At 71.0% G+C, this 23,223-nt stretch carries 19 protein-coding genes and 1 pseudogene; 10 read left to right on the top strand and 10 right to left on the bottom strand.

Annotated elements, in window-relative coordinates:
- Positions 1-8: 8 nt before the first annotated feature.
- Positions 9-1,130, bottom strand: coding sequence for a peptide chain release factor 2 (prfB, locus tag OVA15_RS01965; protein WP_024290816.1), 1,122 nt, complete (start codon positions 1,128-1,130; stop codon positions 9-11).
- 174 nt (positions 1,131-1,304) lie between these two features.
- Here prfB and OVA15_RS01960 point away from each other — a divergent pair, with 174 nt between their 5' ends.
- The gene (locus tag OVA15_RS01960) at positions 1,305-1,754 is read left to right on the top strand and encodes a hypothetical protein (RefSeq protein ID WP_268142755.1); all 450 of its coding nucleotides are present in this window, start codon (positions 1,305-1,307) and stop codon (positions 1,752-1,754) included.
- Here the strand turns inward: OVA15_RS01960 and OVA15_RS01955 are convergent.
- Together OVA15_RS01955 and OVA15_RS01950 are read right to left on the bottom strand one after the other, a co-directional pair.
- Positions 1,712-2,539 (bottom strand): LysR family transcriptional regulator substrate-binding protein, encoded by an 828-nt coding sequence (locus tag OVA15_RS01955; RefSeq protein WP_268145569.1) that lies wholly within the window; start codon positions 2,537-2,539, stop codon positions 1,712-1,714. The two genes, OVA15_RS01960 and OVA15_RS01955, sit on opposite strands and share 43 nt — an antisense overlap.
- 3 nt (positions 2,540-2,542) lie before the next feature.
- Positions 2,543-2,695 (bottom strand): annotated as a pseudogene (locus OVA15_RS01950) (hypothetical protein); the annotation flags it as partial.
- 146 nt (positions 2,696-2,841) lie between these two features.
- Between OVA15_RS01950 and gabT the strand changes: the two are divergent.
- Positions 2,842-4,173: a 4-aminobutyrate--2-oxoglutarate transaminase gene (gene gabT, locus OVA15_RS01945; RefSeq protein ID WP_268142753.1), complete on the top strand. Its 1,332-nt coding sequence runs from the start codon at positions 2,842-2,844 to the stop codon at positions 4,171-4,173.
- 80 nt (positions 4,174-4,253) lie between these two features.
- On the top strand, positions 4,254-5,063 hold the full coding sequence (locus OVA15_RS01940) for a nitrilase-related carbon-nitrogen hydrolase (protein WP_268142751.1): 810 nt from the start codon (positions 4,254-4,256) through the stop codon (positions 5,061-5,063).
- A 46-nt stretch (positions 5,064-5,109) separates the two neighbouring features.
- Here the strand turns inward: OVA15_RS01940 and OVA15_RS01935 are convergent, their stop codons facing one another.
- Entirely contained in the window at positions 5,110-6,690 is a 1,581-nt protein-coding gene (locus OVA15_RS01935; RefSeq protein WP_268142749.1) for a PucR family transcriptional regulator, read from the bottom strand.
- A 232-nt stretch (positions 6,691-6,922) separates the two neighbouring features.
- Here OVA15_RS01935 and OVA15_RS01930 point away from each other — a divergent pair, with 232 nt between their 5' ends.
- The 5 genes from OVA15_RS01930 to OVA15_RS01910 all read left to right on the top strand — a co-directional run bounded on the left by OVA15_RS01930 (position 6,923) and on the right by OVA15_RS01910 (position 12,231).
- The gene (locus tag OVA15_RS01930; RefSeq protein WP_268142747.1) at positions 6,923-8,509 is read left to right on the top strand and encodes an amino acid permease; all 1,587 of its coding nucleotides are present in this window, start codon (positions 6,923-6,925) and stop codon (positions 8,507-8,509) included.
- Entirely contained in the window at positions 8,506-10,194 is a 1,689-nt protein-coding gene (locus OVA15_RS01925; protein WP_268142745.1) for a flavin monoamine oxidase family protein, read from the top strand. Before OVA15_RS01930 ends, OVA15_RS01925 begins: the two co-directional genes overlap by 4 nt.
- Positions 10,195-10,227: 33 nt before the next feature.
- The gene (speB, locus tag OVA15_RS01920; RefSeq protein WP_058871289.1) at positions 10,228-11,244 is read left to right on the top strand and encodes an agmatinase; all 1,017 of its coding nucleotides are present in this window, start codon (positions 10,228-10,230) and stop codon (positions 11,242-11,244) included.
- Positions 11,245-11,361: 117 nt separating this feature from the next.
- Positions 11,362-11,658 (top strand): antibiotic biosynthesis monooxygenase family protein, encoded by a 297-nt coding sequence (locus tag OVA15_RS01915; protein ID WP_053447124.1) that lies wholly within the window; start codon positions 11,362-11,364, stop codon positions 11,656-11,658.
- A gap of 144 nt (positions 11,659-11,802) precedes the next feature.
- Complete coding sequence (locus tag OVA15_RS01910) at positions 11,803-12,231, top strand: hypothetical protein (protein WP_268142743.1); 429 nt, start codon at positions 11,803-11,805, stop codon at positions 12,229-12,231.
- 16 nt (positions 12,232-12,247) lie between these two features.
- Here OVA15_RS01910 and OVA15_RS01905 read toward each other — a convergent pair whose 3' ends face one another.
- The 5 genes from OVA15_RS01905 to OVA15_RS01885 all read right to left on the bottom strand — a co-directional run bounded on the left by OVA15_RS01905 (position 12,248) and on the right by OVA15_RS01885 (position 19,708).
- Entirely contained in the window at positions 12,248-13,429 is a 1,182-nt protein-coding gene (locus OVA15_RS01905; RefSeq protein WP_053447122.1) for an acyl-CoA dehydrogenase family protein, read from the bottom strand.
- Positions 13,430-13,487: 58 nt separating this feature from the next.
- The gene (locus OVA15_RS01900) at positions 13,488-14,459 is read right to left on the bottom strand and encodes a CoA transferase (protein ID WP_268142741.1); all 972 of its coding nucleotides are present in this window, start codon (positions 14,457-14,459) and stop codon (positions 13,488-13,490) included.
- Positions 14,456-16,654 (bottom strand): 3-hydroxyacyl-CoA dehydrogenase NAD-binding domain-containing protein, encoded by a 2,199-nt coding sequence (locus OVA15_RS01895; protein ID WP_268142739.1) that lies wholly within the window; start codon positions 16,652-16,654, stop codon positions 14,456-14,458. Before OVA15_RS01895 ends, OVA15_RS01900 begins: the two co-directional genes overlap by 4 nt.
- A gap of 111 nt (positions 16,655-16,765) precedes the next feature.
- Positions 16,766-17,986: an acetyl-CoA C-acetyltransferase gene (locus OVA15_RS01890; protein WP_268142738.1), complete on the bottom strand. Its 1,221-nt coding sequence runs from the start codon at positions 17,984-17,986 to the stop codon at positions 16,766-16,768.
- A gap of 45 nt (positions 17,987-18,031) precedes the next feature.
- Positions 18,032-19,708, bottom strand: coding sequence for a long-chain-fatty-acid--CoA ligase (locus tag OVA15_RS01885; RefSeq protein WP_268142736.1), 1,677 nt, complete (start codon positions 19,706-19,708; stop codon positions 18,032-18,034).
- Between the two features lie 131 nt (positions 19,709-19,839).
- Here OVA15_RS01885 and OVA15_RS01880 point away from each other — a divergent pair, with 131 nt between their 5' ends.
- Entirely contained in the window at positions 19,840-20,562 is a 723-nt protein-coding gene (locus OVA15_RS01880; RefSeq protein ID WP_268142734.1) for a TetR/AcrR family transcriptional regulator, read from the top strand.
- A gap of 32 nt (positions 20,563-20,594) precedes the next feature.
- Here the strand turns inward: OVA15_RS01880 and OVA15_RS01875 are convergent, their stop codons facing one another.
- Positions 20,595-22,271, bottom strand: a complete 1,677-nt coding sequence (locus tag OVA15_RS01875; protein WP_268142732.1) for a long-chain-fatty-acid--CoA ligase — start codon at positions 22,269-22,271, stop codon at positions 20,595-20,597.
- Positions 22,272-22,440: 169 nt separating this feature from the next.
- Between OVA15_RS01875 and OVA15_RS01870 the strand changes: the two genes are divergently transcribed.
- The gene (locus OVA15_RS01870; RefSeq protein ID WP_206389961.1) at positions 22,441-23,214 is read left to right on the top strand and encodes an enoyl-CoA hydratase; all 774 of its coding nucleotides are present in this window, start codon (positions 22,441-22,443) and stop codon (positions 23,212-23,214) included.
- Positions 23,215-23,223: the final 9 nt, after the last annotated feature.

The raw sequence follows: 23,223 nt of genomic DNA, 5'->3' as shown, positions 1-23,223 counted from the left end.
CGGCCTTATCACCCCTCGGACGGATCGGGCGTCGCGCCGGCGCGCCAGCGGATGCCCGCGTCCACGAAATCGTCGATCTGGCCGTCGAACACGGAGGAGGGGTTGCCCTCCTCATGGTTCGTGCGCAGGTCCTTGACCATCTGGTACGGATTCAGCACGTAGGAGCGCATCTGATCGCCCCACGACGCCTTGACGTCTCCGGCCATCTCCTTCTTCTTCGCGTCCTCCTCGGCCTTGCGCTGCAGGAGGATGCGCGACTGCAGCACGCGCAGGGCGGCGGCGCGGTTCTGGATCTGCGACTTCTCGTTCTGCATGGACACGACGATCCCCGTGGGGATGTGGGTCATGCGCACCGCCGAGTCCGTGGTGTTCACGGACTGACCGCCCGGGCCCGAGGAGCGGAAGACATCGACCTTGAGCTCCGATTCCGGGATCTCGATCGTGTCGTCCGACTCGATCAGCGGGATGACCTCCACCGCCGCGAACGACGTCTGGCGGCGGCCCTGGTTGTCGAACGGCGAGATGCGCACCAGGCGGTGGGTGCCGGCCTCGACCGATAGCGTGCCGAAGGCGTACGGGGTCTTGACCTCGAAGGTCGCCGACTTCAGCCCCGCCTCCTCCGCGTAGGAGGTGTCCAGGACCTTGGTCGGGTAGCCGTGGCGCTCGGCCCAGCGCAGGTACATGCGCATGAGGATCTCGGCGAAGTCCGCGGCATCGACGCCGCCAGCGCCGGCGCGGATGGTCACGACGGCGTCGCGCTCGTCGTACTCGCCCGACAGCAGCGTGGTGATCTCGAGCTGCGCCAGATCCTTGCGCACGGAGACGAGCTCCTCCTCGGCGAGCGCGAGGGTGTCGGCGTCGTCCTCCTCCTCGGCAAGCTGGACCATGACCTCGATGTCCTCGATCCGCTCGCCGAGGGCGTCGAGCCGCTTGAGCTGCGACTGCTTGTGCGAGAGCTGCGAGGTCAGCTTCTGGGCGTTCTCGACGTCGTCCCAGAGATCCGGGGCCGCCGCCTGCTCATTGAGCTGCGCCACCTCTGCGCGCAGAGCGTCGATGTCGACGACCTCGGTGATGGACGAGTAGGTGGAGCGCAGAGAGCTGATCTCGGCGGGAAAGTCTGTGGTGGCCATAGGGACACAGCCTAGTTCATGCGCACAGGCCGCTCCCCTGCCCCGACCCCTGCGATCACGACGGTCGCAGGAAGTCGTCGCAGCAGCGGCTGACGCGGGCACGCCCGAGCCGTCACAATGGGAACGATCACCCCAGCGGACCCGGCCGTCGGTCCGTCGACCCGAGGAGCATCCGTGCCGTCCCTGTCGCTGAACCCGTTCAAGACCCTCGAGAACCTGCTGGACCGCGATGGCAGGCACCTGGGCCGCAAGGGCGAGGTGGTCGACGACATGATCGAGCTGCGGCGGAAGATCGACGCCTACGAGTCCGGCCAGGACACCTGGGACATCTGGTCGCAGGTCACCCGCGAGAAGATCCAGTGGGCGCGCGTGGACATCGTCCCGACCTACATCGTGGACCGCATCGACGAGGTGCTCGAGGTCATCGATCCGCGCCGCGGCGAGGACTGGCGGGACCGCGACATCGCCCTGCCCACCCTGGACCGGCTGGTCACGGATCAGATCCGGATCAACACGTGCCCCGACGCCGGCCTGCGCCAGCTCAAGCAGCTGAAGTACTGGCGCGACGGGCAGTGGAAGCGCTACCCGCTCCGAGCGGAGTCCTCGCGGTTGCCGGCGCGCTGAGCACCGTCCGTCCCGGGCCCGGCGGGCTGCCTGGCGCCGGGCTGCGGGTAGCGTCCGCGCACGAACCGGCGGAGGTCGCGGGCGAGCTCGGCCAGAGCGCCGGCGGCATGGTGGTCGGGGTCCCAGGCCGCGTGCAGTCGGAGGGTGAGGGGGCTGCCGTCGTCGGCGAGGATCGCCAGCGGCACGAGCTCGAAGCGCGGATCGTCGCTGAGCACCGTCAGACCGCGGCCCGAGGCGGCCAGCGCCTGGGCGATCACGGGCGAGCCGACCTCGACCGCCGGCTCCACGCCCAGCCCGGCGGCCTCGAAGGCGGCGTCCAGGCTGCGACGGGCGTGGAACGACCGCTCGAGCAGCAGCAGGTCGGTGTCGGCGAGCTCGCGCACCGTGATCGCCCCCGTCCCGGCCAGCGGGTGCCTGGGGGCCGCATAGGCCCACAGCCCCAGCTGCGCGACCTCGATGGACTCGAGGCCGGCGGTGGGGGCGATCGGAGCCACCGCCAGGTCCGCGCCGCGGCGCAGCGCCGGATAGAGGGAGTCCACGGGCGCCTCCAGGACCGAGGCCAGCGGGGCCTCGGGCGACCACTCGGCAAGCCAGGGAGCCACGACGTCATCGCGCGTGGTGCCGGCCGATGCGATCCGCACGCGTTGCAGGGATCCGGCGGCGGCGTCGGCGGCCGTTGCCTCGAAGGCGGCCGCGCCGCGCAGCAGCTCCCGCGCCTCGGGCAGCAGCTGCTGGCCGGCCGCGCTCAGGCGCATCCGAGCGCCCTCCCGGTCGAACAGGCGCACGCGCAGCTGCCGCTCGAGCTGGAGCAGCTGGCGGCTGACGGCCGGCTGACCCAGGCCGAGCCGGGCTGCCCGGCCGTGACGGTGCCCTCCTCGGCCACGGCGACCAGGCTGCGCAGCGCACGCAGGTCCATTCCCACCCCTATTCCTGATCGGCATGGCGATCATCGAGAACCGATATTGGACAGCATAGGCAGGCGCAGACGACAGTGGTGGCCATCACCGTCGTCGCGGTGCCCGCACCGGCTCGCAGCCGGCGCAGCCCGCGGCGAGCATCGCATCGATACGAGCACCAGGGAGCCGTCATGTCCGTCCCGCAGAAGCGCGAGCTGCGCACCGCCATCCCCGGCCCCCGCAGCCAGGAGCTGCACCAGCGCACCAAGCAGGCCGTCTCCTCCGGCGTGGGCGTGGGGCTGCCGGTCTACGTGGAGAAGGCCGGCGGCGGGATCGTCGTCGACGTCGACGGCAACCAGCTGATCGACATGGGCTCGGGCATCGCCGTGACCTCGGTGGGCGCCTCCGCCCAGCGCGTGATCGACCGCGCCCAGGCCCAGCTCGAGGACTTCACGCACACCTGCTTCATGGTGACCCCGTACGAGGAGTACACGCAGGTCGCCGAGAAGCTCAACGAGCTGACCCCCGGCGATCACGAGAAGCGCACCGCGCTGTTCAACTCGGGCGCTGAGGCCGTCGAGAACGCGATCAAGATCGCCCGCCACCACACCGGGCGCACCGCCGTGATCGCGTTCGACCACGCCTACCACGGCCGCACGAACCTCACGATGGCGCTGACGGCCAAGAACATGCCGTACAAGCACGGCTTCGGCCCGTTCGCCTCGGACGTCTACCGCATGCCGATGGCCTACCCGTACCGCTGGACCGGCGATGCCGCCTCGATCGCCGACGACGCCTTCGAGGCCTTCACCTCGGCCGTCTCCGCGCAGGTCGGCGCCCAGAACGTGGCCGCCGTGATCATCGAGCCGATCCAGGGCGAGGGCGGCTTCATCGTCCCGCCGTCGGGCTGGCTGGCGAAGATCGCCCAGTGGTGCCGCGACAACGGCATCGTCTTCATCGCCGACGAGGTCCAGACCGGCTTCTGCCGCACCGGCGACTGGTTCGCCTGCGATCACGAGGGCGTGGTCCCGGATCTGATCACCACGGCCAAGGGCATCGCCGGCGGACTGCCGCTGTCCGCGGTGACCGGCCGCGCCGAGATCATGGACGCGGTCCACGCCTCCGGACTGGGCGGCACCTACGGCGGCAACCCCGTGGCCTGCGCCGCCGCCCTGGGCTCGATCGAGACCATGGAGCAGGAGGGACTGGTCGAGCGCGCCCGCGAGATCGAGGCGATCTTCCGCGAGCGCCTGGGCCGCCTGGCGCAGAAGCACGAGGCCATCGGCGAGATCCGCGGCCGCGGCGCCATGATGGCCGTCGAGATCGTCAAGCCGGGGACCACCACCCCGGATCCCGATCTCACCAAGGCCGTCAACGCCGCCTGCCACGCCGCCGGGGTCATCACGCTGACCGCGGGCACCTACGGCAACGTGCTGCGCTTCCTCCCGCCCCTGGCGATCAGCGATGATCTGCTGGGCGAGGCCCTGGACGTCCTCGAGGAGGCCTTCGCGACCCAGGCCTGAGCCGCGGGCCCGTCGAGCACGGGACTGCCCGGGCGCGACCGGCACCGCGTCGACGGCCCCGCACGGATGAGGAGGAGCCCATGAGGCTGGCAGTTCTGCAGGAGCTCGCGGTCGTCAACGATCTCGAGGCCAATCTGGCCACGGCGGTGGACGGCATGAGAGCGGCCGCCGACCGCGGGGCCGACGTGCTCGTGACCCCGGAGCTGTTCCTGACCGGCTACGCCCCGCTCGCAGTGCGCGCCGCAGCGGATCCGCAGGCGATCGCCGGTGTCCTGGAGCGCGTGGCGCAGGCCTGCCGGGAGATCGGGATCGCCGCGGTCGTCAGCTTCCCCGCCCAGGAGCCGGGCTCGGGCCCGGACGGCCCATGGCAGATCCGCGCCGCGCTCTTCGACGCCGACGGCAGCCGGCTGCTCGACTACGGCAAGGTCCATCTCTTCGGCGGGGACGAGGCGGCCGCCTTCTCCCCTTCCGAGCAGGCTCCAGCCGTCGTCGACCTGCTGGGCGTGCCCGTCTCGATCGTGATCTGCTTCGACGTGGAGTTCCCGGAGATCGTGCGAGCCGCGGCGGTCGCGGGCGCGGAGCTGATCCTGGCTCCCACGGCGATGTCCGAGGGCTTCCCGGAGGTCTCGGAGGTGCTGCTGCGGGCGCGCGCTCTCGAGAACCACACGATCGTGGCCTATGCGAATCACGCCGGCGTGGAGGACGGGATCCGCTACGACGGACGCAGCGTGATCGTGGGACCGCACGGCCGAGACCTTGCCCGAGCGGGCCAGGAGCCGGAGCTGATCATCGCGGACCTGGACTTCGAGGAGGTGCGCCGGGCCCGCGCCGAGATCCCCTACCTGGACCAGCGCCGCCCCGATCTCTACTCCCGCTGGGAGCGCGGCTGAGCAGCGACGCACACCAGGCGGCGCACGAGGGGGACCGACCGAGCCTTCAGCGGCTCGCTCGGTCCCCGTCGTCGTCCGTCCGGGCCTCCTGAGCCTCCGCGGCGAAGCGCAGCGCGACCCACAGGTCGGCGCGCACGCCCATGTCGCCCAGATCCGTCCCGAGCTCCCGCTGCAGAGTCTCGATCTGGCGACGCACCGTGTTGCGATGCAGGTCCAGCTCACGGGCCGCCGCCTCCCAGGAGCCGCCGCAGGCCAGCCATGCGGTGAGCACGCGGCGCTGCTCGGCCGCCTCCGTGGTGGGCTCGAGCAGGGGCCCGAGCACTCCACGGGCCAGTGCGGCGCCCGCCTGCGGGCCCAGCAGGGAGGCCACGCTCGGCGGCTGCTCCCCCTGACGCAGGCTGCGGTCGCTGCTGCGCAGCTGATCGCGCACCGCTGTCACCTCCACGGCCGCCGTCCGCAGGGCGTCGGCCGCGACCGGATCGCCGATGGCCAGGAGCCATCCGCGGCGCCGGGCCTCGGAGACCGCCTGGGCGCTCGGATCGCGGCGCGTGATCGCCGTGAATCCCCAGTCCTCCGGGATCACCAGATCCGTGTCGAGCAGATGGCCCCAGAAGCGAGCACCGGCCGATGTCCCGCCCGGATCCCTGGGCACGCCCATGACGACTCGCAGCCGCCTGCGCTCCGAGGACCCCGCGCTGCGGCTGATCAGCGCCTCCGTGGCCGGTGAGGCCGCGCTGCCCCGCAGCAGCAACCGAGCCGCCAGCGCCCCGACGGCCTCCCTCCTGCCGTCGCGGCGATGCTGCAGGACCTCCAGCACGGTCACCGCCGCGCGGACGGTGCCGGCGGCCGAGGGCTCCAGCGGGCGGCGGGAGCCAGCCACCAGGACCGCCACGGCGTCGTCGCCGCGGGGGCGCAGCGGGTGCGCCTCCACGACCGGCTCCTCGATCTCGGGGAACCGGGCGATCTCCAGGCGTGATCCCGACCGGTCCATCACCCGCTCGACGAGCTGCTCGAGCTGCTGCGCGGAGGCCGGGCTGGCCCCGGCGCGCACCTGTCCGTCCGTGCCCAGCAGCACGGCCCACCCCACGCCGCCTCGCGTGAGCACCGACAGCACGTCCTGCTCGGGGCTCGAGCCCATGGCCGCACCGAGCAGGCGCCGGGTGCCGTCGTGCAGATCGCGCAGCGCCCGGGCCCGAGCCGTCTCCATGAGCTGAGCGAAGGCCAGCCCGATCGCGGCGAACGAGACCTCGGGCGGGATCTCGAACAGCCCCAGCCCGTGCTGCCGGCAGGCCTCGAGCACCGCCTCGGGGGTGCGATCGTGATGCGGAGCCAGCCCCACGCCCAGCGCGCGGACCTCGGCCTGCACCAGGGAGGCCACGTAGCGCTCGGCCTCGGCGGCCTCGGCGGCCTCGGCGTGCCCGTCGGCGCTGCGGAACGGCATCCCGGAGGTGAGCACGACCTCGCCGGGCACCAGGAACGGCACTGGATCATCGAGCTCGCTCGGACCGACCCAGCGCACGGCGCTGTCGCCGCGGCCCGGGTGCAGCACGCGCACGGTCTCCGGCAGCGCGTGCAGCAGCCGGTCCAGCGTCACGGTCACGAGCGGTGTCTCGAGCGATGGGTCCATGCTCTCCTCCTGGTTCGGGTGCGGCAGGGCCGCTGCTCGCAGCAGGGACGTGCCCCTGATCTGCGCCGATGCCGCCGCCGCGCCGGGGCATGCCCCGGGGGGCCGCATCTGCTGCTGCAGCCGATATGGTGCGTTTCGCACCTCATTGATGAATCTCAGGGCATATCATCCCACGATGAGATGCGGATCACGTCCCTAGAGTGGCATCCGATCCGCCGGAGAAGGGAACCCCATGGCCGATGCACCCGTCGAGCGACTCTCGCTCGGAGCCCAGCTGTCCAGGCGCAAGCCCCTGCCCATGTTCCGCCGCGAGAGCGGCGCTGATGAGGAGGGCAACGAGCTCAGCCGCAGCTTCGGCGTGGTCCAGCTGACCATGATCAGCATCGGCGCGACCCTCGGCACCGGCATTCTCGTGATCCTCGGCGAATCCGTGCCCATGGCCGGCCCGGCCGTGTGGATCTCGTTCGTGATCGCGGGCTTCGCAGCCCTGCTCTCGGCCCTGTCCTATGCCGAGCTCGCCGGGCGCGTCCCCGTCTCCGGGTCGAGCTACTCCTACTCCTTCGCCACCATGGGCGAGGGCATGGCCTGGGTCTGCGGCTGGTGCCTGGTGCTCGAGTACGGCGTCTCCGTGGCCGCCGTGGCCGTGGGCGCGAGCCAGTACGTCAACGAGACCCTGGCGGTCTTCGGCCTGAGCCTTCCGGAGTTCCTCACGGCCGCGCCGTCGGAGGGCGGGCTGATCAACCTGCCGGCCGTCCTGGTCGTCATCTTCGCCACGATCCTGCTGGTGCGCGGAGCCCGCGAGTCCTCGCTGACCAACGTCGTGATGGTGCTCATCAAGATCGCGATCCTGATCTTCTTCATCATCGTGGCCTTCACGGCCTTCGACTCGGGCAACTTCGAGCCCCTGCTGCCCATGGGCGTCAGCGGCGTGACCGGCGCGGCTGCCGTCGTGTTCTTCTCCTACATCGGCTTCGACGCCGCCTCGACCGCAGGCGAGGAGGCCAAGAACCCCAAGCGGGACCTCCCCCGCTCCATCGTGATCTCCATGGTCGTCATCACGGCCCTCTACGTCCTGGTCGCGGTCACCGCGATCGGCGCCCGCCCCTGGGACTGGTTCGAGGGCTCCGAGGCCCCGCTCGTGCACATCCTCGACTCGATCACCGGATCCCGTGTTCCCGGCCTGATCTTCGCCGTGTCCTCTGTGGTCGCGATCGTCTCGGTCGTGCTCACGGTGCTCTACGGCCAGACCCGCATCCTGATGTCCATGTCCCGCGACGGCATGGTCCCGGCGATCTTCCAGAAGGTCTCCCCGCGCACCGCCACCCCGGTGGCCAACACGGTGATCGTCGGAGCCATCATCACGGTGACCGCCGGTCTGATCCCGCTGGGCGAGCTCGCCAACGCCACGAGCATCGGCACGCTGTTCGCCTTCATGCTGGTCAACATCGCCGTGATCCTGCTGCGCCGCCGCGAGCCCATGAGCCGCGACAGCTTCCGCCTGCCGCTGTTCCCCATCACCCCGATCCTCGGCGCCCTGATCTGCGCGGCGCTGATGACCCAGCTCGGCGGCGTGACCTGGATCGTGTTCCTGATCTGGATGGCGGTCGGAGCGGTCATCTACCTGGCCTACAGCCGCCGCCACTCCCTCGTGGGCAAGCTCTCCGCCGACGAGTACGGCGTCCTCATGGCCGAGCCGTACCCCGCCACCGGCCCCATCGACTACGCGGCCGCTGACGGCCCCTCCCCCATCGGCGCGCCGAGGCGCCGCGACCAGGACAGCGCCCCCCAGCGCCGCGACCAGGAAGGCGAATCACGATGACCACTGCCACCGAGCATCCCATGGACGGCGGCCAGAACCGCCCGCTGACCATGCTGAACCCCGACTTCCCGTTCAGCTACGACCACTACCTGCAGCACCCCGCGGGCCTGGGCCAGGTGCCCGAGTCCATGCACGGCACCGAGGTCGCCGTGATCGGCGCGGGGCTCTCCGGGCTCATCACGGCCTACGAGCTGATGAAGCTCGGCCTGCGCCCGGTGGTCTACGAGGCCGGCCAGATCGGCGGTCGCCTGAAGACCGCGAGCTTCGACGCCGCTCCCGAGGTCGTCGCCGATCTGGGCGGCATGCGCTTCCCGGTCTCCGGACGCGCCCTCTACCACTACATCGACCTGGTGGGCCTGGAGACCGAGGCCTTCCCGAACCCGCTCTCGGACGTCACCCCCTCCACGGTGATCGAGCTGGGCGGTCAGTCGCACTACGCCCGCACGCCCGATGAGCTGCCCGAGTTCTTCAACGAGGTGGCCCGCGCCTGGCAGTCGGCGATCGATGACGACGCCGAGGCCGAGCAGATGAAGGACGCCATCCGCGACCGCGACACCGCCCGGATCAAGGAGATCTGGAACCGGCTGCTGCCGCGCATGGACGAGCAGACCTTCTACGGCTTCATCGCCGAGTCCCAGGCCTTCCGCGAGGCCGGCTTCGCCCACCGCGAGGCCTTCGGCCAGGTCGGCTTCGGCACCGGCGGCTGGGACACCGACTTCCCGAACTCGATCCTCGAGATCCTGCGCGTGGTCTACACCGATGCCGACGACGGCCACCGCCGCATCTTGGGCGGGGCCCAGCAGCTGCCGGAGCGGCTGTGGCGCCATGTCCCCGATCAGCTCGAGCACTGGCCCGCCGGCACCAGCCTGCAGTCGCTGCACGGCGGCGCCCCCGCCGGCGCCGTGAGCGCGATCCGTCGTGACGAGACCACCGGCGAGCTCGAGATCACCGAGCGCTGGGGCCGCACCCGCCGCTACGCCGCCGTCGTGACCGCCTGCCAGTCCTGGCTGCTCTCGACCCGGATCGACACCCAGGAGTCGCTGTTCCCCGCGCCCCTGTGGACGGCCCTGGAGCGCTCGCACTACATGCAGTCCTCCAAGACCTTCGTGATGGTGGACCGGCCCTTCTGGAAGGACGTCGATCCGGAGACCAGCCGCGACACCCTGTCCATGACGCTGACGGACCGCCTCAACCGCGCGACCTACCTGCTCGATGACGGCGACGACAAGCCCGCCGTGATCCTGCTGTCCTACACCTGGAACGACGACGCCATGAAGTGGCTGTCGCTGGATGCGGACCAGCGCGTGGAGCTGATGCTGCACTCGCTGAAGCAGATCTACCCGGACGTCGACATCGCCAGCCACATCGTGGGCCAGCCGATCACCGTCTCGTGGGAGTCCGACCCGAACTTCATGGGCGCCTTCAAGGCCAACCTGCCGGGACACTACCGCTACCAGCAGCGCCTGTTCACCCACTTCCAGCAGGACGACCTGCCCGAGCACCAGCGCGGCATCTTCCTGGCCGGCGACGACATCTCCTGGACCGCCGGCTGGGCCGAGGGCGCCGTGCAGACCGCGCTGAACGCGGCCTGGGGCGTCGTGCGCCATCTGGGCGGCTCCAGCGCCGCCGAGAACCCGGGCCCGGGCGAGCTGCTCGACGAGTACGGCCCCATCTCCCTGGACTGAACCGCCCCGCACCCACCACCGGAAGGACCCGTCATGGATCACCCCCGCGTCAACGAGAACGGGCACGTCGGCCCCGTCAACGCCGCCCTCACCCCGCGCTACGCAGGACTGGGCACCTTCGCCCGCCTGCCCCGGATCGAGGACGTCGACCACGCCGACGTGGCCGTGGTCGGCATGCCCTTCGACACCGGCGTCTCCTACCGGCCCGGCGCTCGCTTCGGAGCCACGCACGTGCGCGAGTCCTCGCGCCTGCTGCGCCCGTTCAACCCCGCCCAGTCGGTCTCGCCCTTCGCCGCCAAGCAGGTGGCCGATGCCGGCGACGTGGCCATCAACGCCTTCGACATCGAGGACGGACTGCGCGCCGCCCAGGAGGCCGCGGCCTCCTTCCTGGCCCAGGACACCTCGATCATCACGATCGGCGGCGACCACACCCTGGCCCTGCCGCTGCTGCGCGCCCACGCCGCCAAGCACGGGCCCATCGCCCTGCTGCACTTCGATGCCCACCTGGACACCTGGGACACGTACTTCGGCGCCGAGTACACGCACGGCACGCCGTTCCGCAGGGCCTTCGAGGAGGGTCTGCTGGACACGGACGCGCTGTGCCACGTGGGCACCCGCGGCCCGCTCTACGGCACGCAGGACCTCGACGACGACGCCCGCTTCGGCTTCGGGATCGTGACCAGCAACGACGTCATGCGCATGGGCCCCGATGCCGTGGTCGAGCTGCTGCGCAAGCGCGTGGGCGATCGCCCGCTGTACATCTCCCTGGACATCGACGTCCTGGATCCGGCGCACGCCCCGGGCACCGGAACCCCCGAGCCCGGCGGCATGACCTCGCGCGAGCTGCTCGAGATCCTGCGCGGGATGCGCGGGTTGAACCTGGTGGGCGCCGACGTCGTGGAGGTCTCCCCTCCCTACGATCACGCCGAGCTCACCGGCCTGGCCGCCGCGCACGTGGTCTACGAGTTCATGTCCCTGCTCGCACTCGGCGCCGGTGCCGAGAAGGGCGGACCGGCCTACGGCGAGTCCGGCACGGTCTACGGCGCCTGAGCCCTCCCCCGGGCGCAAGTCCCGGGAACCGGGCCCGCCTCCGGGCGGGCCCGTCCTACGCTCGGAAGCAGCGGCTGGAGCAGCCGCCAGAGCAGAGCCCAACGGAAGTGGTGTGCGATGTCCGTCGTGAAGATCAATGTCCTCAGCGTCCCCGAGGGTGCAGGTGCCGAGCTCGAGAAGCGCTTCGCCGCCCGGAAGCACTCGGTGGACGGCGCGGACGGGTTCGAGGGCTTCGAGCTGCTGCGCCCCACCGGCGGTGAATCCCGCTACTTCGTGGTGACCCGCTGGCGCGATGAGGCCTCCTTCGAGGCGTGGCGCTCCCAGCGCCAGCCCTCGCACGAGTCCACCGGCCGCCAGCCGGTGAGCTCGCAGGCCGAGCTGCTGGAGTTCGAGGTCGTCGACCTCGAGGGCTGAAGCCCCGCACCGGAGCAGCCGCCGCGACGGGCCCGCTTCTCGAGCGGGTCCGTCGTCGTCTGTCCACATCTGTCCCTCTTCCCTGCTCACGAACGGCGCGGAAGACTCGGGTGCGGCCCGCAGCACCGGATCGGGAGGAACTCCATGGGCATCGCCGAGAGGCTCGTCGCACGCAGGAACTGGCGCCTGGCACGGCTGGCCGCCCTGCCGCTGAACCTCTCCGTGCCCGCCGAGGTGCGCATCGGGGACGGACTGCAGCTGGTGCACTACGGCTTCGGGACCGTGATCTATCCGGAGGTCACGATCGGCGATCGCGTGCGGATCTATCAGCAGGTGACCATCGGGCGGAAGGATGCGCACCTCCCCCGCGCCGACTCGCCGTTCGAGCACCTGGAGATCGGCGACGACGTCGTGCTCTTCCCCGGGTGCAAGGTGCTCGGCGGTGCCGGGGTCACCCGCATCGGCCGAGGCACGATCGTGGGTGCGAACGCCGTCGTGCTGGGCTCCACCGGCGAGGACGAGATCTGGGCAGGGAATCCGGCGCGCTGCGTGGGGCGGCGCACCGACGGCTGAGCGGGCATGTGCCGACTCACACGAACGCGGAGACCCCGGTCAGCGCGCGTCCGACGATCAGGGTGTTGACCTCCGCGGTGCCCTCGTAGGTGAAGATCGCCTCCACATCGCTGAAGATCTTCCCCATCTCCCGATCGACCAGGATGCCGTTGCCGCCCATGAGCTGGCGGCCCAGCGCAGCGGACTCGCGCGCCATCTGGGAGGTCTTCAGCTTGGCCATGGCCGCCTGGCCCATGGTGGCCGTGCCCTGGGCGCGCAGCTGGCTCATCCGGTGGGCGATCCCGACCGAGGCGGTCGTGTTGGCCGCGATGCGCACCAGGTGATCCTGCGTGAGCTGGAAGCCGGCCAGAGGGCGGCCGAACTGCCGGCGCTCCAGGGCGTACCGGCGGGCGACGTCGAAGATCGCCATCTGCGCGCCCACGGACTGCCAGGCCAGCCCCGCACGGGACTGCTCCAGGATCACGTTGGTGTCGCGGAAGGAGCTGGTGCCCGGCAGGTGGTTCGACGCCGGGATGCGGACGTCCTCGAGGGTGATGTCCGCGTTCTGCACGATCTTCACCGCGATCTTGTGCTCGATCTTGGTGGCCGTGAACCCGGGGGTGTCCGTCTCCACGATGAAGCCCTTGACCTGGCCGTCGGCCTCGTCGCGGGCCCACACGATCGCGATGCGGGCGATCGTCCCGTTGCCGATCCAGCGCTTGGTGCCGTTGAGCACCCAGTGATCGCCGTCGCGGCGCGCCGTGGTGGCCAGCCCACCTGCCACGTCTGAGCCGTGGTCGGGCTCGGTCAGGGCGAAGCAGCCGGTGAACTCCATGCGGCGCATGGGCGGCAGCCACTGCTGCTTCTGCTCCTCGGAGCCCAGCTCGTCGAGGGTGGCCATCACGAGGTCGCTGTGCAGCGCCAGGTAGACGCTGATGGAGATGTCCGCCCGTGCCAGCTCGGCTGCCACGAAGCCGCGGAAGACCGAGTCGGTGTCCGGCGAGCGCAGATCGCCCAGCCCGAACTCGCCGCACTTGGCGGCCAGCTCGGGGGCGAACTCGTCGCGCGACCAGTGCTCGGCCGTATGCGGGCGGATCTCCGCGTCCAGGAACTCCCGCAGCTCGCGCAGCCTGCGCTGCTGGTCCTGCGGCAGCGCGCTGCGGTGATCCAGCAGGTCCGCCTCCGGCAGATCTGCGATGTCGATGTGCTCTGCGCTCATGATGGCTCTCCTTCTGCGATGCGACCGGGACGTCGCTGCTGCGGGCCCGGGGTCTGGGTCAGGGGGCTCCGGATTCGGGGCGGTCCGGGCTCGGGCCCGGACGCACGGGTTCAGCCAGAGCGGTGAGCGGGGCCCCGGCTCGGGCCGCCCAGTCCTCCCACTCCTGTGCGGTGCGCTCGGCCAGGAGCCAGGTGAGCTGCTCCGGGACGTCGCCCTGCGGGTCGAGGCCCAGGCCGACCAGCGCCTGCACGAAGTGCGGCTCCAGGGCCGCCAGCGCCACGTGGCCCTGGGCGGCCGGGTAGATGCGGTAGTACGGGCTCGCTCCCCCGAGCGGCGACTCCGGGCCGGTCATCCCCCAGCGCACCGGCAGTGCCAGATCCAGGGCGGCCTCGCTCAGCGCCATCTGCTCATGGCCGCCACCGCTGGCCCAGCGGCCGTCGGGCCCGCGGGTTCCGTGGCGCTCGCGGGACAGCAGCAGGGTCAGGGCTGCGCTCACGGCCTGCTCGGCGCCGTGCATGTCCGCGCTCAGCGTGCGGGGCAGACGGTCCGGGTCGAGCAGCCCCGCCCCGGCCTGGAAGCTCAGATCGTGCCCGGGACGATCGGCGTGGTCGCCGGGGAAGCCCACCAGGTCGACCTGGCACAGCCCCGGGTGCCGGGGATGCACCGAGGCGAAGTCCAGGCCCAGCCGTCGCAGCGCCCCGGCCCGCGAGGAGCTCAGCAGCAGGTCCGCGCCCTCCAGCAGGCCCTCGAGGCGCTCTCGGCCCTCGTCCGACTTGAGGTCCAGGCTCAGGACCTCCTGGCCCCGGTGGAGGTGCTCGAACAGCTCGGGCAGCTGGTGGCGCAGAGGAACTCCGGACGGCGGCTGGATCGTCACGACCCGCGCGCCCAGGCCCTGCAGGCGCGCCGCGGCCACCGGTCCCGGGAGGTTCTGGGCGATCGACACCACCACGAGGTCCTCGAGCGCCCCGGACGGCACCGCCCCTCCGCGCGCGGCGGGCTGGGCGGGGCCGGGCTCGGGGCGCTCGGTCATGCCAGGGTCCCCTCGTCCGCTCGGGCCCGCAGCCAGTCCGAGGGCGCGAAGCGCGGGCCATAGGCCGCTGCCAGCTCCTCCGCCCGGGCGATGAAGCCGGCCAGGCCGCCCTCGTAGTTCGTCATGAAGGTGGCCGGGCCGCCGGTGGCCGGAGGGAAGCCGATGCCGAAGATCCCGCCGATGTTCGCCGAGGCCGTGTCGGTGAGCACGCCCTCCTCGAAGCAGGCCGCGGTCTCCAGGGCCATGCGGAACAGCAGCCGGTCCTTCATGTCCTCGGCCGGCAGCTCGGTGCCGCGTGCGAAGTGCTCCCTCAGCCCCGGCCACAGGTGCTTGCCGCCGTCGTCCGGGTAGTCGTAGAAGCCCGCCCCGGCAGCGCGTCCGGGCCGCTCGAACTCCTCCACCATGCGGTCCACGAGCGCCTCGCCGGGAGCCACCGGGCGCTCTCGGCCCTCGGCATGGGCGGCCTGGATCTCGGTATCGCGGATGTGGCGCATGAGGTTCATGGAGATCTCATCGAACATCGCCAGCGGCGTGCCCGGGAACCCCGCCTGCGAGGCGCGGCGCTCGATCACCTGCGGATCCGCGCCCTCGTCGAGCATGGCCACGGCTTCGAGCAGCAGGGTGCCGAACACGCGCGAGGTGTAGAAGCCCCGGCCGTCGCCCACGCTGATCGCGATCTTGCGGATCTGCTGCGAGAGGTCATAGGCCCGCTCGAGCGTGCGCTGGGAGGTCTGCTCGCCGCTGATGATCTCGACCAGCTTCATCTTCTCGACCGGCGAGAAGAAGTGCAGGCCGATGAAATCCGCCGGCCGCTCACGACGGGACTGCAGCGAGGTGATCGGCAGGGTGGAGGTGTTCGAGCACATCAGCGTGTCCGGCCCGACGACAGCCTCCACCTCGGCGAACACGGATGCCTTCAGATCGGGGTCCTCGAAGACCGCCTCGATCACGGCCTCGACGCCCGCCAGATCCGACGCTTGATCGGTGGGCAGGATGCGGCCCAGGACCTCATCGGCCTCCTCCTGCGTCATCCGCCCGCGCTGCACGGCCTTGGCCAGCAGCGACTCGCTGTGCTGACGGCCCTTCTCCGCCTTGTCCACGGAGACGTCCTTGAGGTGCACGGTCATCCCGGCGCGGGCGCACTCGTAGGCGATGCCCGCGCCCATCATCCCGGCGCCCAGAACGGCCACCGAGGAGACCTTCTGCGGCTGCGTGGTCCGCTCGCCCAGGAACCGGCCCGCTCGGGCGGCCTGCAGGTCGAAGTGGAAGGCCTGGATCATGGCGGTCGAGACCCGGCCGGTGACCAGCTGTGTGAAGTACCGCGACTCGATCCGGCAGGCGGTGTCGAAGTCGACCTGCGCACCCTCGATCGCGGTGCTCAGCGCCGCCAGCGGAGCGGGCAGGTCCGCTCCCTTCAGCTGCTTGCGCAGGTTGGCGGGGAAGGCGGGCAGGTTCTGGGCGAACGACGGCTGCGAGGGGCCGCCGCCCGGGATGCGGAAACCCTTGACGTCCCAGGCCTTGACCGCGGCGTCCTCGCCCTGGGCGTGCTCGCGCAGCCAGGCCTTCGCCGCGGGCAGCAGCTCCTCCGGCGACTCGACGACCTCGTCGATGACTCCTGTCTCGAGTGCCTGTGCCGGGGACTTCTGGGCCCCGGGCAGGATCCAGCCCATCAGAGCGGCCTGGATCCCGAGCATGCGGGTCAGGCGCGAGATGCCGCCGGCGCCGGGCAGCAGGCCCAGGCTCACTTCCGGCAGGCCGAGCTTGACCCGGGAGCCGCCGACGCAGATCCGGTGGTGGCAGGCCAGCGCGATCTCCAGCCCGCCGCCGAGCGCTGAGCCGTTGAGCGCAGCCACGACCGGGATGCCCAGGGTCTCCAGGCGGCGCAGCTGCCCCTTGATCGACTGGGTGAGGGCGAAGATCTCCTCCTCGTCGCCCGGCCCGGCCGCCCGCAGCGCCTTGAGGTCGCCTCCGGCGAAGAAGTCCTTCTTGGCGCTGGTCAGCACCACGCCGCGGATCGAGTCGCGCTCGGCCTCGAGCCGCTCGAGCGCCTTCTCCAGAGCGTCCTGGTAGGCATCGTTCATGGTGTTCACGGGGGCGCCGGGGTCATCCATGGTGAGGATGACCAGGTCGTCGTCGCGCTGCCAGGAGATCATGGTCGGCTCGGTGGTCGTGGCGTCGCTGTCGTGCTGCGTCATCGGTGGGGGTCCCTTCGAAGGATCGTGCAGGCCGGGGAGGAGCTGCCTCAGGGGTGTCGGAGGACGTCGGATCTGGTGTGCGCCGTGCTGCCGCGGGCGGATCCTCGGTGCTCAGATCCGCTGGACGACGGTGGCGATGCCCATGCCGCCGCCGATGCACAGGGTCGCGATCCCGTGCTCCAGGTCCCGGCGCTCGAGCTCGTCCACCAGCGTGCCCAGGATCATGGCGCCGGTGGCTCCCAGCGGGTGGCCCATGGCGATCGCGCCGCCGTTGACGTTGGTCTGCTCCTGGGACCAGCCCATGTCGCGCAGCAGCTTCAGCGGGATCGCGGCGAAGGCCTCGTTGATCTCGACCAGATCGATGTCCGAGGCGCTGAGCCCGGCGACGTCCAGGGCCTTGCGGCAGGCCGGAGTGGGCCCGGTGAGCATGATCGTGGGCTCCGAGCCCACGACGGCGGTCGAGACGATCCGCGCCCGGGGCCGCAGCCCGTGGCGCTGCCCGGCCTCCTGGCTGCCCACGAGCACCAGGGCCGCGCCGTCGACGATCCCCGACGAGCTGCCTGCGTGGTGCAGGTGCTCGACCCGCTCGATCTCGGGGTAGCGGTTGGCCGCGATGAAGTCGAAGCCGCCGGCCTCCCCCACCTTGGCGAAGGCCGGGTTGAGCTCGGCCAGCGATTCGACGGTGGCCTCCGGTCGGATGGTCTCGTCCCGGTCCAGGACCTGCAGTCCGTTCTGGTCCTTCACCGGGATCACCGATCCGGAGAAGCGGCCGTCCTCCCAAGCCCGAGCCGCGCGCTGGTGGCTCTGGACGGCGAACTCGTCGAGCTCGCGGCGGGTGAAGCCCTCGCGGGTTGCGATCAGGTCGGCGGAGATGCCCTGGGGGATGAAATCCGTGGCGATCGCGGTCGCCGGGTCCATGGCCCACGCGCCGCCGTCGGAGGCCATGGGCACCCGGGACATCGATTCCACGCCGCCGCCGATCAGCAGCGACTCCCAGCCCGAGCGCACCCGGGCGGCCACCTGGTTCACGGCCTCCAGGCCCGAGCCGCAGAAGCGATTGAGCTGCACGCCGGCCACGTTCTCCGGCATGCCGGCCTTGATGGCTGCGGTGCGGGCGATGTCGGCGCCCTGGTCCCCCACCGGGGTCACGCAGCCCAGGACGATGTCCTCGATGCCCGCCGGGTCCATGTCCGGGTGGCGCTCGCGCAGGGAGTCGAGCAGACCGCCGAGCAGGTCGACGGGCTTGACCTCGTGCAGGCTGCCGCGGGGCTTGCCCAGCCCGCGCGGGGTGCGGATGGCGTCGAAGATGAGTGCTTCGGCAGGTGCCGTCATGGAGGGGCCTTCCTGGAGGTTCGGGAGGTCGGGCTGCGTGGTCCGTCAGGACTCAGGCTGGTAGGCGTCGGAGTACTCGTCGCGCAGCTTCTTCTTGTTGATCTTGCCGACGGAGGTGCGGGCGATCTCGTCGATGAAGCGGATCTCGTCCGGCAGCTGCCACTCGGCGAAGGCGCCGGCCAGGTGCTCGCGCACCGAGGCGTCGGTGACGTCGGAGCCCTCGGAGGTCACCACCAGCGCCAGAGGGCGCTCCTGCCACTTCGGGTGAGGGACGCCGATCACCGTGGCCTCGACGACGCCGTCCAGAGCCATCAGGCGGTTCTCCATGTCGATCGAGGAGATCCACTCGCCGCCGGACTTGATGACGTCCTTGAGCCTGTCGGTGATCTTCAGGTAACCGTGCTCGTTGAGGTAGCCGACGTCGCCGCTGCGCCAGTAGCCCTCCTCGTCGAAGCCGGCCTCCGTGGCCTCGGGATTATCGGCATAGGAGGAGACGATCCAGGGGCCGCGCAGGCGCACCTCGCCGGCCGTGCTGCCATCGTTCGGGACCTCCTCGCCTGCGGGGTCCACGATCTTCAGGTCCACGCCGGCGACCACGAGGCCCTGGTACTTGCGCATCTCCCAGGCCTCCTCCTCGGAGACCTTCGAGGCCACAGACGGCTTCATCCAGTTCAAGGACACCACGGGCGAGGTCTCGGTGGCTCCGTAGGCGTGGATCACCTCGGCACCGGTGAGCTCATGGAAGGCGCGCATCATGGACACCGGCGGCTCGCTGGCCCCGCACAGGAAGCGCAGGCCGTCCAAGCGCGGAGGGGTGTCCATGCGCTTGAGGCTGCGCAGCATGGGCATGAGGATCGCCGGCGCCGCCGGGGCCAGCGTGACGTGCTGCTCCAGGATGGCCTCGGTGAGCATGTCCATGTCATCGAGCGTGAAGCGCCCCGGCAGCACCATCTGCGCGCCCACGGCAGTGGCCGCGAAGGGCAGGCCCCAGCACTGCACGTGGAACATGGGCGTGAGCATCATGACCTTGTCCGCGCCCGTCAGACCGCTGTTCGAGCTCACGGCCATGGCGTGCAACCACACCGAGCGGTGGGACAGGAAGACGCCCTTGGGCCGACCCGTGGTGCCCGTGGTGTAGCAGGCCGCAGACGCCGTGGTCTCGGCCACGTTTGGGATCTGCGCCAGCGGCTGGGAGCCGGCGATCAGCTGCTCGTAGGAGGAGACTCCCGGGAAGCCGTCGAACTGCTCCAGGGAGGAGTCCGGGCCCACGACGATCCACTGGGTGACCTGCGGGATGTGCTCCTTGAGCCCCTGGGCCAGGCGCAGCAGGGTGTGATCGACGATCAGGGTCGTGGCCCCGCTGTGCTCGATCACGTACGCCAGATCCGCCGGCGCCAGGCGCATATTCAGCTGGATCATGGTGGCGCCCACAAGCGGGATCGAGAAGTACGACTCGTAGTGCTCCAGGCTGTTCCACAGCAGCACTCCCACGCGGGAGTCAGGGCCGATGCCCAGACCCTCCACCGCCGAGCCCATGCGCAGGACCCGGTCCCAGGTGGCGGCGTAGTCCGTGGACTGCCACTGCCCGGAGTCGTCCCGGTAGGAGATCTGCTGATCCCCGAAACTGCGGGCCGCGTCGCGCAGCATCCGGGTGGTGGTCAGCTGCTCGTGATCGCCCATGGTGGACGGTGCTCCGTGGACCAGCGGCGGCTCTGCGGCCATGGTGGGACTCCTGTGGTCTGACTCACATGGTTGGTGCCCGCAGTCAAGCACGAGATTGCACAGTCGTGCAATACTCCGGCTCAGGACGACGGCCGCACGGGGCGGCTCGCCTGGTCGAAGGGGGACTCCGGATGGATGCGACGACGAGCGACGCTGCCCCGGAGCTTCCCGCCGCAGCGCAGCGCCTGCGCGCCAGCGCCCTGAAGCTCTACGCCCGGCAGGGCCCGGCCGGCACCGGGGTGCGGGAGATCGCCGCCGACGCAGGGGCCGCCCCCGGGCTGATCCGCCATCACTTCGGCTCCAAGGCGGGTCTCACCCGCGCCGTGGACGACCTGGTGCTCTCGGTCATCGCTCAGACGCTGGAGACGGCCACCGCGCAGGCTGCACCCTCGGACACGGCAGCAGCCGTGGGGGCGGCGCGCGACGAGGCCTTCGCGCGCATGCTGCGCGAGCACCCAGAGATCGCCGGCTACCTGCGCTGGTGCCTGATCGCCCCGGTCTGGAACGACCCCACGGGGTCCGAGCCCGCAGCCCACGACGACGAGCACAGGCCTTCCGCGCGCACCCACTCCGCACGCGAGGCCGCACCCGCGGAGGACGGTCTGGCCGAGCGGCTGGTCGACTTCACGCTGAGCGAGGCCCGGCGCCTGCGCCGTGCAGGCGCCAGCAGCCGGGATCTTCGGACCTCGGTGCTGTCCACGCTGCTGCGCCAGATCGGCTCCATGGTGGTCCAGCCACTCACCGACCGGCTCTGGCAGCGGTTGGAGCCGGCGGCCGATCACGCCGCGCACGATGCCCCGGCACCGCTGGTCAGGATCGCGATGCCCCCCGAGGAGCCGACCGCGCAGGGCTGAGGCCCGCGCAGCCCCGCCCGGTCGAGCGCCCCTCAGGACTGCTCGGTGTAGGCGTCCTCGAACTCGGCCCGCAGCTTCTTCTTGTTGATCTTGCCCACCGAGGTCCGTGCGATCTCGTCCACGAAGCGGATCTCATCCGGCAGCTGCCAGGAGGCGAAGCTCGAGGACAGGTGCTCGCGCACCGACTCGTCCGTGACCGCCGAGCCCTCCGAGCGCACCACGAGCGCCAGCGGCCGCTCCTCCCACTTGGGATGCGGCACCCCGATCACGGTCGCCTCGACCACTCCGTCCAGGGCGACCAGCGCGTTCTCCATGTCGATCGAGGAGATCCACTCGCCCCCGGACTTGATGACGTCCTTGAGCCTGTCGGTGATCTTCAGATAGCCGTGCTCGGTCAGGTACCCCATGTCGCCGCTGCGCCAGAAGCCATCCTCGTCGAAGCCGTTCTCCGTGGCCTCCGGGTTGTCCGCGTAGGAGCGGGTGATCCAGGGGCCGCGGTAGCGGAACTCGCCCACGGTCTCGCCGTCCCAGGGCAGCTGCTCCCCCGCCGGATCCACGAGACGGACCTCCACGCCTGCAGGCACCAGCCCCTGGTACTTGCGCATCTGCCAGGCCTCCTCCTCGGAGACCTTGGCGGCCACGGCCGGCTTCATGCGGTTGATCGTCACGAGCGGAGAGGTCTCGGAGGCGCCGTACAGGTGCATGACCTGCGCGCCCGTGAGCTCATGGAAGGACCGGACCATGGACACCGGGGGCTCGCTGCCTCCGCTGATGAAGCGCAGTCGATCCAAGCGCGGCGGGTCCTCGCGGCGCTTCAGGGCGCGCAGCATGGGCATGAGGATAGCCGGGGCCGCCGGGGAGAACGTGACGTCGCACTCGACGATCGAGTCGATCAGCCCGTCGACGTCATTGAGATCGAAGCGCCCGGGCAGCACCACTCGCGCCCCAACCATGGTCGCCGCGTACGGCAGGCCCCAGCACTGGACGTGGAACATGGGCGTGAGCATCATGACGCCGTCATCCAGGGTGATCCCGGCGTTGCAGGCCATGGCCGCGGCGTGCAGCCACACGGAGCGGTGCGAGTAGTAGACGCCCTTGGGCCGACCTGTGGTGCCGGTCGTGTAGCAGGCGCCCGAGGCGCTGCGCTCGGACATGTCCGGGATGTCCGCGAGCGGCTCGGATCCCGCCACGAGCTGCTCGTACGTGTCGCCGTCGGCGATCTCCTCCCACCCCTCCTCCAGCTCGTCGTGGGAGGCGACAATCCAGCGGATGCCCTCGGAGACATGGCGGCGCAGCGTGCTGGCCAGATCCAGCAGGCAGTGATCGATCACGATCACGGACACGCCGCTGTGCTCGATCACGTAGGCCAGATCCGCCGGGGCCAGGCGCAGGTTGAGCTGGACCATGGTGGCCCCGGTCAGCGGCACGGAGTAGTAGGACTCGAAGTGGTGCAGCCCGTTCCACAGCAGCAGGCCCACCTTGGAGCCGGGACCCACGCCCATCCCGCTCAGCGCCGAGCCCATGCGCAGGACGCGGTCCCAGGTGGCGGCGTAGTCGGTGCGCTGCCAGGCGCCGTCGTCCGTGCGGTACAGGATCTCCTGGTCGCCGAAGCTGCGCGCGGCGTCGCGCAGCAGGCGCGTGGTGGTCAGCTGCTCGTCGTCGCCCATGGTCGACGGCGTTCCCATGATGTGCCCGCCCTGCGATGGCATGGTCTCCCACTTCCTCTGTGATCCAGATCATGTCCTGATGCTCCGCTCAGTAGATCACAGCTCGCCGACGGCACAGGCACGGCCTGGACCCCGCCCCGACGACCCATGGCATAGTGGCGCGCATCACTGCGCGGCGTCGTCGTGCACCATCCGGCGGGAGGACACTCACATGGCCCAGAGCATCAGCGTCAGCCTTCAGGACCGCGTCCTCACCGTGACGCTCGATCGGGCGGACAAGCGCAATGCGCTGACCCACGAGATGTACACCGGGCTGGCCGAGGCTCTCGAGCGCGCCGATGCGGATCCCGACGTCCGCGTGGTCGTCCTGCGCGCCGAGGGCGGGCTGTTCACCGCCGGCAACGACCTGGCGGACTTCGCGGATCTCGCCGGCGACGACCGCCCGGCCGAGCAGTGGCCGGTCACCCGGTTCCTGCGAGCGCTGATCTCCTGCGGCGCCCCCGTGATCGCCGCGGTCCAGGGCCGCGCGGTGGGAGTGGGGACCACCATGCTGCTGCACTGCGACCTGGTGGTGCTGGCCGACGACGCCTCGCTGACCGTCCCGTTCGTCGATCTGGCGCTGGTGCCGGAGGCGTGCTCGACCCTGCTGCTGCCGCAGCGCATCGGCCACGCCCGAGCCTTCGCGATGTTCGCCCTGGGGCAGCCGATGGGCGTCCAGGAGGCCCTGTCCACGGGGATCGCCACCTCCGTGGTCGGCACCGATCAGCTCGACGACGAGGCCCGCCGCTTGGCCGCAGAGCTGCTCGCGCGCCCCTCCACGTCGCTGGCCGAGACCAAGGCCCTGATGCGCGATGTCCCCGCGCTGCTGGAGCACATGCAGCGCGAAATCGAGGTCTTCGCCGACCGCCTGCGCAGCCCCGAGTCAGCGGAAGCGCTGGCGGCCTTCCAGGAGAAGCGACGGCCGGACTTCGCGCAGTTCGAGTGAGGACGACGG

The organism is Kocuria sp. SL71, assembly GCF_026672465.1.
GTDB lineage: Bacteria > Actinomycetota > Actinomycetes > Actinomycetales > Micrococcaceae > Kocuria > Kocuria palustris.
This window is presented reverse-complemented; position numbering and strand designations above follow the sequence as displayed.